This is a genomic window from Paenarthrobacter sp. E2MeOHC11 (assembly GCF_058744955.1).
Window position 1 is genome coordinate 5026987 of sequence record NZ_CP196673.1, and the last position, 15322, is coordinate 5042308.

The 15322-nt window shown below is 60.0% G+C and carries 14 protein-coding genes; 11 read left to right on the top strand and 3 right to left on the bottom strand.

The window, feature by feature from the left end; all coding sequences use genetic code 11:
• The 8 genes from ACSSVG_RS23205 to ACSSVG_RS23240 all read left to right on the top strand — a co-directional run bounded on the left by ACSSVG_RS23205 (nucleotide 1) and on the right by ACSSVG_RS23240 (nucleotide 9178).
• Entirely contained in the window at nucleotides 1–918 is a 918-nt protein-coding gene (locus ACSSVG_RS23205; protein WP_464537963.1) for an AraC family transcriptional regulator, read from the top strand.
• A gap of 282 nt (nucleotides 919–1200) precedes the next feature.
• A complete protein-coding gene (locus ACSSVG_RS23210) occupies nucleotides 1201–2652 on the top strand; it encodes an MFS transporter (protein ID WP_492416610.1) in 1452 nt (483 codons plus the stop codon).
• 170 nt (nucleotides 2653–2822) lie between these two features.
• On the top strand, nucleotides 2823–3050 hold the full coding sequence (locus ACSSVG_RS23215; protein WP_492416612.1) for a hypothetical protein: 228 nt from the start codon (nucleotides 2823–2825) through the stop codon (nucleotides 3048–3050).
• A 350-nt stretch (nucleotides 3051–3400) separates the two neighbouring features.
• Complete coding sequence (locus ACSSVG_RS23220) at nucleotides 3401–4486, top strand: sugar ABC transporter substrate-binding protein (protein ID WP_492416614.1); 1086 nt, start codon at nucleotides 3401–3403, stop codon at nucleotides 4484–4486.
• Entirely contained in the window at nucleotides 4422–5711 is a 1290-nt protein-coding gene (locus tag ACSSVG_RS23225) for a sugar ABC transporter substrate-binding protein (RefSeq protein ID WP_492416616.1), read from the top strand. Before ACSSVG_RS23220 ends, ACSSVG_RS23225 begins: the two co-directional genes overlap by 65 nt.
• An 80-nt stretch (nucleotides 5712–5791) precedes the next feature.
• A complete protein-coding gene (locus ACSSVG_RS23230) occupies nucleotides 5792–7360 on the top strand; it encodes a sugar ABC transporter ATP-binding protein (protein ID WP_492416618.1) in 1569 nt (522 codons plus the stop codon).
• Complete coding sequence (locus ACSSVG_RS23235; protein WP_492416620.1) at nucleotides 7357–8361, top strand: ABC transporter permease; 1005 nt, start codon at nucleotides 7357–7359, stop codon at nucleotides 8359–8361. The genes ACSSVG_RS23230 and ACSSVG_RS23235 overlap by 4 nt, the downstream gene beginning before the upstream one ends.
• A 55-nt stretch (nucleotides 8362–8416) precedes the next feature.
• Nucleotides 8417–9178, top strand: coding sequence for an SDR family NAD(P)-dependent oxidoreductase (locus tag ACSSVG_RS23240; RefSeq protein WP_492416622.1), 762 nt, complete (start codon nucleotides 8417–8419; stop codon nucleotides 9176–9178).
• A gap of 235 nt (nucleotides 9179–9413) precedes the next feature.
• Here ACSSVG_RS23240 and ACSSVG_RS23245 read toward each other — a convergent pair whose 3' ends face one another.
• On the bottom strand, nucleotides 9414–9707 hold the full coding sequence (locus ACSSVG_RS23245) for a Dabb family protein (RefSeq protein ID WP_364304659.1): 294 nt from the start codon (nucleotides 9705–9707) through the stop codon (nucleotides 9414–9416).
• Nucleotides 9708–9905: 198 nt separating this feature from the next.
• Entirely contained in the window at nucleotides 9906–10643 is a 738-nt protein-coding gene (locus tag ACSSVG_RS23250) for an NADPH-dependent F420 reductase (protein WP_492416624.1), read from the bottom strand.
• A gap of 140 nt (nucleotides 10644–10783) precedes the next feature.
• On the opposite strand from ACSSVG_RS23250, the gene ACSSVG_RS23255 reads away from it, so the two are divergent.
• Complete coding sequence (locus ACSSVG_RS23255; protein ID WP_492416626.1) at nucleotides 10784–11143, top strand: ArsR/SmtB family transcription factor; 360 nt, start codon at nucleotides 10784–10786, stop codon at nucleotides 11141–11143.
• 256 nt (nucleotides 11144–11399) lie between these two features.
• Here ACSSVG_RS23255 and ACSSVG_RS23260 read toward each other — a convergent pair whose 3' ends face one another.
• Nucleotides 11400–12017: a TetR/AcrR family transcriptional regulator gene (locus ACSSVG_RS23260; RefSeq protein WP_492416628.1), complete on the bottom strand. Its 618-nt coding sequence runs from the start codon at nucleotides 12015–12017 to the stop codon at nucleotides 11400–11402.
• A gap of 215 nt (nucleotides 12018–12232) precedes the next feature.
• Between ACSSVG_RS23260 and ACSSVG_RS23265 the strand changes: the two genes are divergently transcribed.
• Entirely contained in the window at nucleotides 12233–13726 is a 1494-nt protein-coding gene (locus ACSSVG_RS23265; protein ID WP_492416630.1) for a DHA2 family efflux MFS transporter permease subunit, read from the top strand.
• Between the two features lie 119 nt (nucleotides 13727–13845).
• Nucleotides 13846–15168, top strand: a complete 1323-nt coding sequence (locus ACSSVG_RS23270) for an NtaA/DmoA family FMN-dependent monooxygenase (protein WP_492416632.1) — start codon at nucleotides 13846–13848, stop codon at nucleotides 15166–15168.
• Nucleotides 15169–15322: the final 154 nt, after the last annotated feature.

Genomic DNA, 15322 nt, shown 5'->3' on the forward strand with positions numbered 1-15322 from the left:
GTGAACCGCCCGGGAGGCACCATTCCAGCGAGGAAGGAGTTGGCTTTTCAACTTCAGTTTGTTGGTCTCACACGAGATCGTACTGATCTCTGGGTGCGGGCGGCGAACGCCTACTCGCTAGGCTCCTTTGGGGTTAGGGGCTTGGCCCTCGCTACTGCACCAACCATCGAAGCCTGGGTGGAAGTTGCCAGTACCACTGACTACGGCCCTGCCCTGTTCGAGCTGGCGTCGCTAAGGACAGCGGAAGGGACCGTTACGGGAATGGAGTTCACCTACCCAGATGCCCCGGAAGAGTTGATCCCCTTCAGCGTTTACCGCGACCTCTGTTTCATCGCGCGCAATTTCAGCTGGCTCTTCGGCAGCCCTTTTCCCTTCACCCGAATTGACTTCCCCCTGGCCGAGGCATCACCGGAACTAACAGCAAATGTCCCCTGCAATATCGACTGCGACGCCGAAACCCTGCGGCTGTGGTGGGACCCCACAACCTCAACACAGGAGCTCCCCTTCGGCAACGCGTTTCAGCATGCGTCATGGATCAAAGCGGATACCCAGATTGTCGACACTCTCAGGGCAACCGGGGACTGGCCCGACACCGTCGCGAAGGCAATAAGGACCGCTCCGGAACTTAACCGCAAGCTGGCAAATGTCGCCGCAACACTTCGGGTCTCCCCCCGGACCTTGCAGCGCAAGCTCGAGCTGACCGGGGACGACTTCGCCCAACTCCGGGACAAGACCCTGAGTGACCTTGCTGCCGATTGGCTCTCGAATACAGATCTTTCGGTGGCGCTGATTTCCCGCAGGCTTGGCTACACGGAACCGGCCAGCTTCACCATCGCCTTTAAGCGGTGGAAGGGGATGCCACCGACGGCCTACCGGGAAGCTTCCCATTACAAGAACAACGTCAGTCCCAGCGTTTAGACCAGATGGGACCACCCTTCGAAAGCGCGACGTACCTGGCGTACATTCCCAGGCATACGGCGTTGATTGCCGTGTCGGGTTGACGCCGCCCCAACTTAACGTTGAAGCCTGCGCAAGCCCGGCAAAGATGCCGGGCTCTTCCGCCGGACAAAATGCATGGCGTCGGCGTCGGCGCCTCATCGAACCAATGATGAGCCCCGGCTCCTGCGGTCCTGTGCGCTATTGTCCGCGGTCAGGAACACCCCCAGCGGCTGCTGGGCGTCAAACAAAAGGTGGTCAAAGATGACACAAGCTACATCGGTGGAGCCGCGCGCCAGCCGGAGCACACCAATAATTTCCCTACTCCTGCTGAGCGGCATAACGCTCGATATCCAGTACGGGATCCTCGCTCCGCTCATCGGGGTGATCGCGACCGAATCAGGTCTAACGGGCTCGGAAATCGGCTGGGTCCTCAACGCGCTGATGATGGGCAGTGTAATCTCCGTCAGCCTGACCGCCCGTATGGGAGACATCTTCGGGCATCGCAAAGTTCTCATAGGGCTCATCATCCTGGCACTGGTCGGATGCGCACTGGGTGCAACTGCCAACGGTTTCTGGCCCTTGGTCACGGGCCGGTTCCTCATGGGCCTCGCGGTCACGATTCCACTGAGCTGGGGACTCCTGCGTCCGCGGGCTACCGCCCGGCAAATCCGGCTGGTCTCGCTGGTGCTCTCGACAGTTATGGCAATCTTCACACCGCTAGCACTTATTGCCGGCGGCCTCATCGTTGGAATGGGCCTGCCGTGGGAGACCGTCTTCTGGGTGACTTTCGCTCTATACGGGGTGATGCTGCTCCTCGCCCTGAACTCACCCGAGACGCCCGCCACCGCCCGCGCCATAGTCCAGTTGGACTGGTTCGGTGCGCTCGGGCTGGGCCTGTGGGTCACAGCACTCCTGATCGGTATTGCTGAAGGACCGGCCCAAGGCTGGACTTCACCTCTGGTACTCGGCGCATTCATCGTAAGTGCATTGACACTGGCTGCTTGGATCATTCAGCAGCGCCGCACGCAGGAACCCTTGGTGTCATTTCGCAACATGGATATCCGCCAGACGCTCATCGGCTATTCGGGAATTCTCCTGATCAGTCTCGTTGGACAGGGCATATTCCTCGTGCTGCCGGCATGGCTCCAGACTCCGGTGTCGTCCGGGTACGGGCAGGGCCTGTCCGCCCTCGACTCCTCGTACGTACTGCTTGCGATGATTCCAGGAGCAGGCCTGGGATACATCTGGACCCGATGGGGCCTCCGGCAGTTGGGGCCGAAGACCGTCCTGGTCATTTCTGGATCCGCCGCGGTCGTTGTCTTCCTTGGGCTGGCCTTGGTCCACGGCCACATGTGGCTGTCATGGCTGTGGGTGTTCCTGTACGCGCTCACAATCCTTAGCTGCCTGACCACCGGATACACCCTCGTTGCGGCCGCAGGTCGCCCCGACAATATGGCTGTAACTGTTGGCATGCAAAACATCATCCAGTTCGTCGGAGCGATGATTGCCGTCGCAATTATCTTGAACGTCCTGGTTCCCGGCGCGGACGGGTTCATTCCGGAGGCCACGTTTGCCGGCATCTACATCGCATCGGCCGTCATCATCGCTGTCTTCGTGATCGTCTGGGCACTGCTGGCACCCAGGCGCATCACTGATCTGCATGCAGTCGATACAGAGACCGATGCAACCAAGGTCCATGTTCCAAGCCACTAACCGGATCGGCAGCTGATCCGGGTGGCTTGCCTTCAGGAGGCGAGCCACGTCGTCGGGCCGGTGAGCAGTTCCGCGTTCAAACCGCGGGCTTCTCACCGGCCGCATACACGTGGACCGCGGGAAAATCCCCAATCAAGGGCCGAACAGACATCACTGAACGGACACGACAAATGACTTACCACAAGCAAGATGATTGGCTCCCCCTCGTCGGGGAAACAGTACAAATACGGCTCAATGGACGGTTTGTCCGGATGGGAATCGTTGACGCCGTGACGATTGACGACGAGATCCTGTGGCTTGCGTCCGATGGCGTAAACCAGCGACGGCTCATCAGCAAAGCCGATGGTTATGAGGTCTGGATGACTTACAAATGGGAAACCGCCGGAGCGTGGGGCTGACTTCAAGGAACAAAGAGCGCTCACCCAATCGCACGCCCTAATCGGGATTTGCACCCGCTAACCGGATCAGGACGCGTTGCTTCGTCATGTCGTCCCCCAATTGACGGCACATTCAGCCTGCTGTCGTCAAGAACCCTAAACACTCACAACATGATAGTAACAACCAGATTATGCAAGTTTTCTCTTGACGTGTGACCTCAAACACAAGTAGCGTCGGCATAGCACCCACCGAGATCGCCAAGCAAAGAAGCTGGCGGTGAGTCACCCATCCGGCCGACAACGGCGTCGGCCGGATGTATGGGAGACCGGGAACGCACGCTACCCACGTGCCAACAAACGCAAGGAGAAAAATGCGCACAATGAAGTCGCGAATGATGTTCACTGCCGTTTCGACGGCGGCGCTCCTGGCCTTGGCTGCTTGCGCCGAAAGCGCAAGCAGCCAAGGCCCCGCCGACACTGTCGCGATCGACGTCGGCAATGACATGAAGATCAACCTGAAGACCAGCCCCAACCTCAAGGTCGCGGTTTTCCTTCCTGGTGTTGCCAATGCCTACGGGCAGGCCCAGGAGCTCGCCGCGAAAGAGACGGCCAAGGATCTCGGCATGGACATGACATTGTTCGACGGAGGCTATAACCCGAGTCAACAGCTCAACCAAATGCAGACAGCACTGGCGTCGGGGGGCTACGACGCAGCGGTGGTGCAAGCGCTGGACGGAACGGTTGTTTGCAAAACGATCACGGAGGACTACCCGAAGGCCAACATTCTGGTGGTGAACAATGTCACGCCCCTGTGTGAGTACGGCATAAATCAGACCGGTAAGTCAGCGGACGAGGTCTGGGCGCCGGGCACCATGAACTTTGTCGGTAGCAACAACACGCGCGCATACATCGATGGCTGGTTCTCCGCGGCAGCAAAGGCTAACCCGGGCAAGCAGAACGTCGTCGCGGTTCTCGGTCCGGCAGTTGCCGCCCAAACGCGGGTCATTGAAGTTGCTTTGGCAAAGTTCGCAAAGGACAACCCCGACTACACGATCAACACCATCAATACCGACTACACGACTACTGGCACGTACAACCAGATGCAGACCCACCTACAAGGACATGCGGACACCACCCTCATCCTGTCCATGTACACGCCAGACATCTCACAAGGCGTCGTCAAGGCCGTAGAAGACGCCGGCCTTCTCGGAAAGGTCAACATTGTGGATCAGGGTTTCGGCAAGTTCTCAATCGAACAGATAGAGGCGGGAAATATCCAGTTCTCGACGCTCTTCTTCCCATACAACGGGATAAAGGTATCGCTGGAGGCCATTGCCGCAGCCCAACGCGGGGATACCGGCCCCCGTTTCGTGGATGACTCAGTAATTGGCGATGCAAAAAGCCCATTCACCATCACCAAAGAATCGATCTCCGAACTTCCGGCCGAACTGCGCTAACCCGCAAGACAACAGCAACAGCAACAGCGCAAGACATCCAGATCGCAAAGCAAAGAAGCTCCGCGACACATCACATGCAGGCCGGCCGCCCAAGGCGCCGGAACGAGGCAACCCAGGAGAAATTATTATGCGTACAACCAAGTCGCGGGCCATGCTGGCCGCGGGATCCACGGCAATGCTGATCGCTTTAGCCGGTTGCGGTGGAAGCACCAGCGATAACCCAGGCAATCAAGGTCCGGCAGGGACGGTCGCAGTCGATGTCGGCAACGACATGACAGTGAACCTGAAGACCGGCCCCGGCCTCAAGGTCGCCGTTTTTATTCCAGGTGTAGCCAATGAGTTTGGTATCGAACAGGAACGGGCAGCCAAGGAGACCGCCACCGAACTCGGCATGGACATGACCTTGTTTGACGCAGGCTATGACCCGAACAAGCAACTGAACCAGATGCAGACAGCCATGACCTCCGGAAACTTCGACGCAGCAGTAGTGATGGCCCTGGACGGCGTCATGTCCTGCAAGCTGTTGACCAATGATTTCGCCAAGGCCAATATCCTCACGTCGATTTCAGGCTCACCCCTGTGCGACGACGGCGCAAACAAAGCCGGCAAAACCGTTGATGAAGTCTGGGCCCCGGGCACCTTGAATTTCGTGGGCAGCAACACCACCCGCGATTACGTCGACGGATGGTTGGCGGCCACGGCAAAGGCAAACCCAGGTAAGCAGAAAGTAGTTGCCGTTCTAGGACCTGCGGTCAATACCCAGACCCGTGTCACAGAAGCCGCGATGGCAAAGCTCGCCGCCGACAACACCGGTTATTCAATTGACACGATCTACACCGACTGGACAACAACCGACGCGTACAACAAAACCCAGACCTACCTGCAGGGCCGCCCGGACACCACGCTCATCCTGTCTGCATCATCGCCCGACCTCACCCAAGGCGTCATTCAGGCCGAAAAAGACGCTGGTCTTTCGGAGAAGATCCACGTTGCGGACGTCGGATTCGGCAAATTCCAGATCCAACAACTGGAAGCAGGCAGCGTTCAACTTTCCACGATGCTCTTCCCGTACAACCAAATGAAGGCAAACCTCAACTCCATCGCCGCCGCGCAGCGAGGGGACTCCGGCACACGCTTTGTGGACGACTCGGTCATAGGCACTGCAAAGAATCCCTTTGTGGTCACGAAGGACACGATCACAGAACTGCCCTCCGAACTGCGCTAGCGCCGCAATTCTCCCAGCAAAGAGCTGGGGTGATGTTCCCTCGAACGTCGCCCCAGCCCGCTTAGAAAGAAGAACAGGCCATGGAGCCTTCGCAATCGGAACCGGTTATCGCTGTCGCGCTCAAAGCGGTATCGAAGACCTACGGGGCCACCCGCGCATTGATCGACGTGGACGTAGCAATCCACGAAGGAACAGTCCACGCACTGATCGGCGAAAACGGAGCAGGCAAGTCAACTGCACTGGGATCGATCGCCGGACGAGTCGACTTTGACGGTGGCGTCCTCGAAGTCTTCGGTGAACCGCTTGAATCGGGAAACCTGCGCGCTGCACGCCGAAGCGGCATCTCGGCCATCTACCAGGAACTCACGATCATCCCGCATCTGGATGCAGCAGCGAACGTATTCCTGGGATCTGTCCTGTCCCGCTTCGGCGTCCTTTCCGCCAGCGAAATGCGCCGTAGGTACGTCCAACTGTGCGCCCAGTTGGAGGTCGGGGTGGTTCCGGCCGGCGTACCTGCGGGCACCCTTTCGGTGGCCGAGCAGCAGTTGCTTGAGATCATGCGCTCTCTCGTGGTCGATCCTCGAGTCATCCTTTTCGATGAGCCAAGCGCGTCGTTGGCCGTCGAGGAACGTGAGGCGCTCTACAAAGCAATCGAAGGGCTACGCAAGCGCGGCGTCACCATCGTGATCGTGAGCCACAACTTCGACGAAATCGAAAGGCTCGCCGACAGGGTCACAGTTTTCCGGAATGGTCGGGCCATCGTTACGAGCGCGCGAGGGGAACTTACCCGGGCCGAGCTCGTGCGCGCTATGCTCGGCGAGCAGCGTGGCGATCAGACACTTGGTCGGGTACTCATGGATAAGCCCGTGGAAATTCACTCGAGACCCGTTGACTCGAACGCCTCCCCGATTCTTGAAGTGGTTGGGCTCACCGTTCCAGGTGTCATCGAGAACATCGATCTGGAAGTGAAACCCGGGGAAATCCTCGGCATTGCCGGTCTCGTAGGTTCGGGCCGATCAACATTACTGCGTGCAATCGCCGGCGCCGAACCCACCGCCCGGGGAACCATTCGTCTCTCCGGCGACGAGCAGGCTTGGCCGCGAACAGTGCGGGCAGCGCGCAAGCTCGGGATCGGGTTGATACCCGAGGACCGCAAGGGAGAAGGTCTCGTCTTGCTCCGCAGCGCCGCGGACAACATCGCTCTCTCCAATCTGGGCGCAGCCTCATCCGGGGGCGTGATCCGGCGGAGCAAACTCCGTGCAATGGTCGCCGCAGCTTCCTCAACGCTGAACTTCCCTACCGCCCGGCTCGGAGAACGCAGCGACAGGTTCTCCGGCGGCAACCAACAAAAGCTGCTGATGGCACGCTGGCTTTATGACCGTCCGCGGGTACTCCTCGCCGACGAGCCCACGCGCGGCATCGATATCGGCGCGAAAGGCGAGCTTCTCGAAAGTTTGCGCAAAATGGCCGACGAAGGGGTCGGCGTCGTCGTGGTCTCTTCAGAACTCGAGGAAGTGCTGGCGGTTTCCGATCGGGTACTGGTCGTTGCCAAAGGCCAAAGTATGGGCCTCATTGAGCGAACCGGAGATCAACAGATCGCTATGGAAGACGTATTAAACGCTGCATTTGGATTGAAGGAGATCGCATGAGCGCCACCATCGACAGGGACATCACCGTTGCTCCAAACGTGCAGGCAAAGAAGGGAAACAATCTAAGGGAGCGGGCTGCGAGCCTGGGGATGGTCTGGGTGCTCATCATCCTCGTCATTACTGCGGTCATTCTAAATCCGCGCTTCCTCAACCCCGGGAACCTGGTCAACATCCTGACCCAGAACGCTCCGGTTGGCATCATCGCCGTAGGGATGACGTTCATCATCATCGCCGGAGGGTTCGATCTTTCGGTGGCCGCCGTACTGGCTATAGGTGGAGTTTCCTACGCGACTCTGTCCCACATGATGCCCGCGGGGCTGGCGATACTCATCACCTTGGCGATCGGATTCCTTCTAGGCCTGATCAACGCCCTCCTCATCACAAAAGCGAAGGTCAATGCGTTCATCGCAACTCTTGCGACTGCCTCATTGTTCAGCGGCCTGACCTTGCTGTTCACCAACTCCAAACCAGTCCCCATGGCCGCAGGAGGCTACGACTTTCTCTCGGACCAGGACTTCTTGGGAGCCCCGCTTTCCGTCTGGCTGCTCGCGATCCTCGTCGCAGCAGGATGGTTCGCTCTTTCCAAGACTGTGTATGGCCGGGGAATTTACGCGATCGGCGGCAATAATGAAGCCTCACGACTGGCCGGACTGCCCGTGATCTCACTACGGGCAAGTACCTACGTACTGACGGCGATGCTGGCGGCCCTGGCGGGAATCGTCCTGGGCTCGGTCATCGGCGTCGGACAGCCAGGCGTGGCCGTCGGCGTCACACTCAACTCGATCGCGATCGTCATCATCGGCGGTACTTCATTACTCGGCGGAGAAGGCGCCATGTGGCGAACCCTCGTTGGCATCCTGATCTTTGGAACTATCAACAACGTCTTCGACATCCTGGCCTTTCCACAGGCGACTCAAGAGGTGGCCCTCGGTGTGATCGTGCTCGCAGCCGTATCACTGGACGCCTATACACGGTCACGGAAGCGGTCAGGGGAAGCCTGACCCGTCTCAACAAACGGCAGCTGCTGAAGAATCCACATCAGAAAGGGAGATCAATATGTCTCGATTGGCCGGTAAGGTCGCCATCATCACCGGCGCAGCTAGTGGAATGGGGCTATCCGCCCTCAAGCTGTTCGTGTCCGAGGGGGCGCGGGTTGTGGCGACCGACATCTCCGCTGAGGCCCTGCGACAGGTGGTCGAAGAAGTAACCGGGAACGGCGGCGAGGCCATTGCCCGCACGCACGATGTTTCCTCTGCTGAAGACTGGAAACGGGTAGTTGACGACGTCCTCGCTGAATGGGGCACGGTTGACATCCTCATCAACAATGCGGGCATTGCCATGGCAAAGGGTGTTCTCGATGCCGAGCTTGAGGATTGGAATACGGTGATGGCCATTAATGTCACCGGACCTTGGCTCGGAATGAAGCATGTCATTCCGGTGATGCAGGCCGCTGGCCGCGGCTCCATAGTTAACGTGTCATCCATCGCCGGGATGGTCGGCGGCGCATCCGACGGCGGCAGTGCTGCCTACTCTGCGTCGAAGGGGGCCGTCCGCTCCCTGACAAAACACACTGCCCAGTGGTTTGCCAAGGACAACATCCGGGTAAATTCGGTGCATCCGGGTCCCATCGACACCGGCATGACCCGTAGTTACGGGCTCACGAAGGAATCACTGGCCAACCCTGGAACTGTTCCTTTGCCGCCCCACGCCGGCGAGGCTGCGGACATCGCGTATGGCATGCTCTACCTGGCATCGGATGAGGCAAAGTTCATCACCGGTACTGAGCTGGTTATCGATGGCGGATTCATTTCCCAATGATGACGCGACAGCGTCCTTGAGCGGACAAGTGCTGCACGAAGTGCTAATCCATAGCCTGACGCTCCTGCCGCCGGGCAGGGTCCGTGGGGCCGGAGACAGGTTGGTCTTGCTCCCCTCAGCCTTTCGGGGGCGATATCTGTTCCATTCGTCTTTGCAGTCTGGTAATTAGGCCTATCTGCAGTCGCGTCGATCGGGGGCTCCTGAACCAGTGGTTCAGGAGCCCCCGCCCATTGCCTCAAATTTCGAGATCGAGGATTGCGATGTCGGCACTCTCGCGGAACTCGAGGATGAACATAGCCACGTCCATGTGAGTGGCGTCTGTCGAGAACGCCTCGAGGGCGGCGCGGTCTTCGAGTTCGGCGACGAGGCCGAAATCGTAGTTGCCCTGGACCCCGACGTCGATGCCTGCCCTTAGTGACCGCAGGCCGGGGATCACACCGACGAGTGCTTCGAGGCGATCAACCGCCTCCTGCAGGCGCTCCGGCGGTGTGCCTTCGATAACGCGGAACAATACGATATGTCGGATCAAAATGTCTCTCCTACTGAGCGGCGCAAAAGCCGATCATGGTGTTGGCGTGGGTGTCGGTCACGAGCCGCGGCTCCTCGCCTTCATCGAGGCAACAAGGACAGAGTGGCCGTTTCCTTGTTTCATCCGCCTTACACGAATGTGATGATGATGACTGCCCAGCCGGCCAGTAGTCCCACGATGTTCGCCGTTTGGTAGTAGCTAGTTGTGTGCTGCGCGGTTGATGGCGACCGTATCGTCCAACGACGGCATCTTTTCGAAGGAGCCGAAGTACTCGATGAGGCGGTCACGAGTGACCGGCGCCTTGTCTTTCTCGGCCGCGCCAATAGCCTTGCCGAGGTCCTCTAGGCCGAGCTCGGTGCAGTATGCCGGGGTCCCAGGCTGCTGACGCCACGAGTCCGAGATCACGCCGGCGTCGAAAGGGTCAAAGCCGGTGTCGTCGACGAGGTGCATCACCGTTGCGCGAGCCTCGACGGAGTCCGCAGCAACAGGAATTGCGATTCGACCTGGAGATCCTGCAGGAAGCCCCTTTGACTGTTGGGTACCGGCGAGGGCTGCATTCCATGCCTTCACAACAGGACGACGGAGCTGTTCCTGGCTCCAATCACTTTCGACCTGACCCCTATCTACTGCCTCAACCGGGCCCATCATGTAGGGGTAATAGTTCGACGTGTCGACAACGATCGTGTCTTCAGAGGCACCAGCCAAGAGATCGGCCAGAACCGGCTGTACCGAGAACGGGATCGCCAGCACTATCACGTCGCGGTCCGCCGCGACCGATCCGTCCACCTCAGCGGCACGCGCGCCAGCGGCCAGGACTTCTTCAGCCACGACTTCCGGCCCGCGGGCGTCCGCGACAAGAACGTCGTGACCTGCTTCGCTGAGACGACGCGCGAGGTTGCCGCCGATAGCTCCAGCTCCGACAACGGTGATCTTCATAGGTATTTCCTTCGTTCGTTGGTCCCACCCGACAAGCGCGGACCCGATGTACACTTATTCGTGTACAAGAAGCCTACTTGATGTACACCCAAATGTGTACATCTTGGTTCTGGTGGAACAACGATGGAAAGAGCAATACGATGGCCAGCCGCTTGTCCAATCCGTTGACAATCCCAGCCGAGGAGGACTTCAACCTGTTCGCCGTCATGTCCGCTCTGAACGACCCCACCCGGCGCGCAATAGTCGAGTTCATCGCCGCAGAGCCGGGCACCGGGTGCAGCAACTCCGACTTCGGCGTCACAAAATCGGCCCTGACCCGGCATTGGCGCGTCCTCCGAGAGGCCGGAATCATTAGACAGGAAGCGCAGGGCAACCGGCACAGAAACTGGCTCCGCCGGGAGGAGCTCGACCGGCGATTCCCCGGCCTGCTGGACCTCGTCCTGGAAGCGCACGCCGAGGCATCCTCCAGCCAGTCGGAACTGGCGACAGGCACCGATTAAGGCGTTAAACATGACCAGGCCATGTGCAGGATTTAGCAGTCGAATGCACCAAACGGCCAAGTCTGCGCACTGATCTCGCGACAACCGGATGACCTACTCCATCAAGCTGCGGAATGCTCGCCTCCGCCCAGCGTGCGGTCGCAAGCGGCCACCGTCAACAGGCCTTTCCAGTCGCGTGAAGTGCTAATGAGCACGGCAGCAATTGCGCCTGCCTACCCCAGCATTCACACCCACATTAGGCATGATCGTCTCGGCACTACCTCTTAACCGCGGCGCCAGACGGGCGATCTGCGCTCAACGTCAACTCCCACCCGCTTCTGGTGAGAGCCGCCAAGGCAGCGGCAGATTCGTCGTCGGCCAAAGCCGCACCTCTCACCCAACTCGTGGCCAAAGTGGCAAGGAAAAGATCCCGGCCCCTGACCTCACTGCGAGCGCTTCCATCATTCTGGGCGGCCCGGAGAAATTCCTCGGTGGTCGTGATGAATCCCTGGCATGTCACAGTCAGCGGGGACGGGCCGGCCGTCGCTGCCCGCAGGGGCTCGGGCAATCCATCGAACGCGCCGGCCCATTCGACGAGTGCACGGAGCCAGCCATCCAGAGCGTCCGCCGCGCTTGCCGACCTGGTACGGAGTTCGTCACGTCGAGCCACCAGAGCTTCGTCGCGGGCGGCGAGTAACTCGGCCAGCAAGGCTTCCCGGTTGGGGAAGTGGCGGTAGAGGGTGCCCGCGCCGATGCCGGCCTGTTTTGCGATCGCATCGAGCGAGCCGCCAACGCCGTGCTCCGAGAAATATTGCTCGGCGATATCGAGGATGTGGCCTCGATTCCGCAGCGCATCAGCCCGGGGGGCACGAACCTTACTCGTGGTCTCACGCACTCAAGTTACCTCACTTCTTGCTAAACGGGGAGTGTCTCCGTATAGTTGCTTCCTAAGAGGAGACTATCTCCCTTTCGGTCTGCGTGTCATTTTCCTGGGTCCGGCTCCTTGGTCGGCTCCCCCCGGTAATTATCTGTTGCGCCCTGACCCTTCCCGATAACGCAGGCCTCTGCGCCACCATTACTTTTCCCACGGTTCTCTAGGAGGACACTGCCATGACCCACTCGAACGTACTGGATCCGATCGACCGATCTTCGCGGAAGGCGAGCCGTATCGAGCGGCTATCTCCAGAGAGCGCGTTAGTCATTGGCCTACTGATGGGCTCGACCTTCCTTGTGCTTTTGAACGAGATGCTCCTGGGAGTGGCGCTGCCTACGCTGATCTCCGACTTGAACATCACCCCCTCCTCCGGGCAGTGGCTGACGACGGGCTATCTGCTGACCTTGGCAGTTCTGATCCCAGCTACGGGATTCGTGATGCGCCGATTCCATCTACGCGCGATCTTCCTCAGTGCACTGTCGCTGTTCATCGTCGGGACGGCAGTCGCGGCGGCAGCACCGGGATTCGAGGTACTCCTCATCGGGCGCGTCATCCAGGCCGCCGGAACTGCCGTGTTCGTCCCGCTGTTGATCACCACTGCGATGCGTCTTGTTCCTGAAGGCCGTCGCGGGAACATCATGGCCCTGGTAACGGCTGTACCGGCGATCGCACCAGCGTTCGGCCCGGCACTATCCGGGCTCGTGCTGACCTTCCTCCCGTGGCGGTGGCTGTTCATCCTCGTCCTCCCGATCGCGGTAGCCGCGCTCGTGCTGGGGGCTTTCAAACTTAAGAACATCACCACCCCGGAACCCGCGACTCTGGACGTTTTGTCGCTCGCCCTCTCCGCTTTGGGTTTCGGCGCTTTGGTATTCGGACTGTCCTCGATTGGTGAGTCCGCTTCCGGACACGCTCTCATGTCGCCGTTCATCCCGATCATGGTGGGTGTTGCCGGCGTTGTCGCGTTCGTCTTCCGACAGCTCTCCCTCCGTCGAAATGGCGGCCACCCGTTCATCGATATGCGCATTTTCCGCGCCAAGTCGTTCGTCGTGCCGCTGATAATCATGACGCTGGTGGCTCTGAACGCATTCGGGACCACGCTCGTGCTTCCCTTTATCCTGTCCGGTGCCTTAGACCTCGGCACGTTGGCAATAGGGTTGTTCCTCGTCCCGTCCGGTGCTGTCATCGCCCTCGTCTCAGCCCTCGGGGGCCGCATCTATGACCGCTTCGGCCCGAGACCGCTGATCATTCCGGGCGCTGTCATTTGGACCGCAAGCATCTGGTTCCTCAGTATGCTCGATGACACCCATGGCGTTTGGGTCTACCTGGCCGGATTCCTCATCATGTCCGCCGCGCAAGCGATGATGTGGGCCCCTCTGACGACCTTGGCCCTCTCATCCCTCCGAGCAGACCTCCATCCGTACGGCAGCGCAACATTCACGACCGCCCAGCAGCTCGCCGGTGCCGCCGGCGGCGCAGGCCTCATCTCCGCTTACACAATCGGCGCGAACGCAGCACAGGCTGGAACACTGACCGTCAAGCAAGCGGTCTCCGCAGGGCAAGCGGCCTTTATCACTGCGGGAATCATCGCCGTCGTCGTGGTCATCGCCGCCCTCTTCATTGAAAAGCGCCGACAGTCCGCCCCACTCCCCGACGTGACACCTGCCGGATAAGCGCAGCGGCACCACCCATCAGCCCCGACCCTTCCCATTAATCGCAGCGGAGACCATCTCCGCACGGAGCACACTGTGCAGCATGATCACCTCGGATCTGCGCACGGAAAGAGGACACTATGACCAAACGAATGATGATCGGCCTGCATCTGGGCAACGGCTACGGCAACCTGCCGGGTGCATGGCGCGCCCCAGCGGTAGACCCGATGAGCTACTCGAGTTTCGACGCCAAGGTCCGGCATGCCCAAGCGGCCGAGCGAGGGAAACTTCAGTTCCTGTTCCTCCCGGACGGTCCTAGTCATGTCGGCGACATTGAGAATGAGCCGCCTAACTTCAATCTTGACGTCGTGGTTACCTTGGCAGCTGTTGCCCGCGAAACAAGCCGGATTGGCCTCGTCGCTACTGGTTCGACCACCTTCAACGAGCCGTTCAACCTGGCCCGCCAATTCAAAGCCCTGGACGTCATGAGTCATGGACGAGCAGGCTGGAACGCCGTAACATCGAGCGGCGAAGACGTCGCAGCGAATTACGGCAAACGACTGCCGTCCAGCGCCGACCGCTACGGCAGGGCCCACGAGACCGTCCAGCTTGTGCAGTCACTTTGGGGCAGCTGGGGACAGACCGCTTGGGTGCACGATAAGGCGACCGGCCGCTTCGCGAAGCCCGAACAGATCGCCCCCATTAATATGGGCGGCAACTTCGTCGCCTCACGCGGACCGCTGTACATACCTCCTTCCGAGCAGGGGCAACCTGTCGTGTTCCACGCAGGCGGCAGCCGGAACGCTCTCGACCTCGCCGGACACTACGCCAGTGCAGTCATTGGCGCAGCGTTCACCATCGACGATGCGCGTACTCAGCGCACCGCGTTTCGTGAAGCCGCCGAACGCGCCGGACGGAACCCGGACGAGCTCAAATTCTTTGCCGGCCTGATGACGACGATAGCGAGCGACAGGCGAGAAGGTCTCGATCGACGCATCACGCTGAGCGGACGAATACTTCCTCAGCGAGCGTCCTATCTCGGACAGATGCTCGGCCTGCATATCGACCCCGCACAGCTCGACGAAGCTCTGTCCTCGGAGCAGTTGTCCAGGGCTCGGCCGTCAGCGGGCGATCCTCGCTCGGTCCGCGCACTTGAGATCGCGCGCGAAGGTTGGACCGTCCGCGATATCCTCGCGCACGGTGTCATCGATTACCACCCCGTTATCGTCGGGCCGGCCGCCGAAGCTGCCGATCACATGCAGGAATGGTTCGAGGCAGGGGCTGTCGACGGCTTCTGGGTGTCGCCGGACGTGTACGAAGATGGGATTGACGCCTTCGTCGATGGCGTGGTGCCGATACTCCAGGATCGAGGACTATTCCACCGGGAATATGACGGCTGTACCCTGCGCGATCACCTCGGCGCTCCGGCTCAATATGGAGTCGATCCGCGCGTTACGCGGTGACTATTATCAACCATTCCCAAGGCCCTCGATCCGCTTAGCGACTGAACTCACAAGTCAGAGCGACCCCGCACAGGCAGTGCGCTTCCGCACTGGCGTCATGTCGTTATTGCCACGCAGATGCGATCAGTAGGTGTAGGACGAGGGAGGGGCGAAG

Coding starts and splice junctions, on each gene's coding strand:
- ACSSVG_RS23220 (WP_492416614.1), top strand. CDS start 3,401: ATGCGCACAATGAAGTCGCGAATGATGTTCACTGCCGTTTCGACGGCG.
- ACSSVG_RS23265 (WP_492416630.1), top strand. CDS start 12,233: ATGACCCACTCGAACGTACTGGATCCGATCGACCGATCTTCGCGGAAG.
- ACSSVG_RS23210 (WP_492416610.1), top strand. CDS start 1,201: ATGACACAAGCTACATCGGTGGAGCCGCGCGCCAGCCGGAGCACACCA.
- ACSSVG_RS23270 (WP_492416632.1), top strand. CDS start 13,846: ATGACCAAACGAATGATGATCGGCCTGCATCTGGGCAACGGCTACGGC.
- ACSSVG_RS23225 (WP_492416616.1), top strand. CDS start 4,422: ATGCAAAAAGCCCATTCACCATCACCAAAGAATCGATCTCCGAACTTC.
- ACSSVG_RS23235 (WP_492416620.1), top strand. CDS start 7,357: ATGAGCGCCACCATCGACAGGGACATCACCGTTGCTCCAAACGTGCAG.
- ACSSVG_RS23250 (WP_492416624.1), bottom strand. CDS start 10,643: ATGAAGATCACCGTTGTCGGAGCTGGAGCTATCGGCGGCAACCTCGCG.
- ACSSVG_RS23215 (WP_492416612.1), top strand. CDS start 2,823: ATGACTTACCACAAGCAAGATGATTGGCTCCCCCTCGTCGGGGAAACA.
- ACSSVG_RS23230 (WP_492416618.1), top strand. CDS start 5,792: ATGGAGCCTTCGCAATCGGAACCGGTTATCGCTGTCGCGCTCAAAGCG.
- ACSSVG_RS23240 (WP_492416622.1), top strand. CDS start 8,417: ATGTCTCGATTGGCCGGTAAGGTCGCCATCATCACCGGCGCAGCTAGT.
- ACSSVG_RS23255 (WP_492416626.1), top strand. CDS start 10,784: ATGGCCAGCCGCTTGTCCAATCCGTTGACAATCCCAGCCGAGGAGGAC.